Below are 1,540 nucleotides of genomic sequence, written 5' to 3' on the forward strand. Positions count from 1 at the left end.
CGGCCGGAGCGGCGGGCTCCACCGGCGCGGTCCGCCGTGGCCCGGCCGCGATGTCCGCCGCGATCCGCTCCGCGAACACCAGGCCCTCCAGAAGGGAGTTGGACGCCAGCCGGTTCGCGCCGTGGACTCCCGTGCAGGCGACCTCACCGCACGCGTACAGCCCCGGCACCGTGGTCCGGCCGCGCAGATCCGTACGGACTCCGCCGGACGCGTAGTGCGCGGCGGGCGCCACCGGTATCGGCTCCGTGACCGGGTCCATGCCATGGCTGCGGCAGGCCGCCAGGATCGTGGGAAAGCGGCTCTCCCACATCTCGGCACCGAAGTGCCTGGCGTCCAGATACATGTGCGCGACGCCCTGCTCGCGCATCCGGCGCGTGATCGCCTTGGCGACGATGTCGCGTGGCGCCAGCTCGGCCAGTTCGTGCTGGTCGAGCATGAACCGTACGCCGTCGGCGTCGACGAGATGGGCGCCTTCGCCCCGTACCGCCTCGGAGACCAGCGGCTGCTGTCCCTCGGCACCGGCGCCGAGGAAGAGCACCGTGGGATGGAACTGTACGAATTCCAGGTCCGAGATCTCCGCGCCCGCGCGCAGCGCCAGCGCCACTCCGTCGCCCGTGGAGACGGCGGGGTTGGTCGTCGCGGAGAAGACCTGGCCCATACCGCCGGTGGCCAGGACCACCGCGGGAGCGTGGACCGCGCCGACGCCGTCGTGCTGGCCCTCGCCCATGACATGGAGCGTGACGCCCGACGTACGGCCGTGCTCGTCGGTCAGCAGATCGAGCACCAGCGCGTTCTCGACGGTACGGAGCGCGGCGGCCCGTACCGCCTCGACCAGGGCGCGGGAGATCTCGGCGCCGGTCGCGTCGCCTCCGGCGTGGGCGATACGGCGGCGGTGGTGGCCGCCCTCGCGGGTGAGCTGGAGCTCACCGGTGGCGTAGGTGTCGAAGTGCGCGCCGGTGCCGATCAGTCTCCGTACCGCCGCGGGGCCCTCGGTGACGAGCGTGCGGACCGCTTCCTCGTCGCAGAGTCCGGCGCCCGCGACAAGCGTGTCCTCAAGGTGCTGCTCGGGAGTGTCTCCGTCGCCGAGCGCCGCCGCGATACCGCCCTGGGCCCAGCGCGTGGAGCCGTCGTCCAGACGGGCCTTGGTGACGACGACCGTACGGAGCCCGGCGGCCGTGCAGCGCAGGGCCGTGGTGAGACCGGCGACCCCGGAGCCGACCACGACGACATCGGCGTCGATGGCCCAGCCCGGTGCGGGAGCGGTCAGCCGTATTCCGGTTCCGGTCACTTGGGGGCTCCGAAGGTCAGGGGGATGTTGTCGATGAGCCGCGTGCCGCCGACACGCGCGGCGACGGCGAGGATGGCCTCGCCGGTGTGGTCGTCGGGGACCTCCGTGAAGTCGGCGGGGTCGACCAGGGCCAGATAGTCCAGGGTGAGCGGCGGCGCGGAGCGGGCCGCCTCGTCCAGCACGGCGCGGGCCGCGGCCCGTACGGCGTCCGCTCCGTACGGACGGGCCCGCGCGCCGGAGGTCCCGGCGACG

Annotated in this window: 2 protein-coding genes; both read right to left on the reverse strand. The window is 73.6% G+C overall.

Going from position 1 to position 1,540, the window contains the following annotated elements; all coding sequences use genetic code 11:
- Window positions 1-1,288, reverse strand: a 1,288-nt coding sequence (locus GA0115259_RS07485) for an L-aspartate oxidase (protein WP_107469147.1), incomplete at its 3' end; no start/stop codon positions are given.
- The coding region (locus GA0115259_RS07490) for a pantoate--beta-alanine ligase (RefSeq protein ID WP_141716479.1) at window positions 1,285-1,540 on the reverse strand (256 nt) is incomplete at its 5' end. The genes GA0115259_RS07485 and GA0115259_RS07490, both read right to left, overlap by 4 nt.

Source organism: Streptomyces sp. MnatMP-M17 (assembly GCF_900091995.1).
Classification (GTDB): domain Bacteria; phylum Actinomycetota; class Actinomycetes; order Streptomycetales; family Streptomycetaceae; genus Streptomyces.